Annotated in this window: 1 pseudogene; it reads left to right on the top strand. The window is 65.0% G+C overall.

Annotated features, from left to right (window positions below):
- A pseudogene (locus tag P0G09_RS17125) lies at positions 1 to 317 on the top strand (DNA polymerase III subunit gamma/tau); the annotation flags it as partial.

Raw genomic sequence — 317 nt, 5'->3', positions numbered from 1 at the left:
GATGCGGACGTTGTCCGCCGGATGGCAGGTGTGACCGACCGGAGCTATCTGTTCCATATTTCAGATGCGCTGGAAGCGCAGGATGCCGCCGCGGCACTGGCACAGCTGCCTCAGCTGCGCCAGCAGTCGGTGGATGTGAAGCGGCTGACCGAGGAGCTCATTGCCCATTACCGTGCGCTGATGCTGGTGGCCCTGCCCGGCGGGCAGGCACTGCTCACGGGTGTATCCCCGGAAGAGGAAAAGCTCTATCTGGAAAAAGGCCCCCGGATGGGGCAGCGGGAGGCGATCCGGGCCATCCGGGCTCTGGGCAACGCTCT

This window comes from Faecalibacterium sp. DFI.5.82, assembly GCF_029076575.1.
In the GTDB taxonomy this organism is placed as follows: Bacteria; Bacillota; Clostridia; order Oscillospirales; family Ruminococcaceae; genus Faecalibacterium; species Faecalibacterium duncaniae.
Note: the sequence above shows the minus strand (reverse complement) of the source record. Positions and strands in the feature narration are given on the sequence as shown.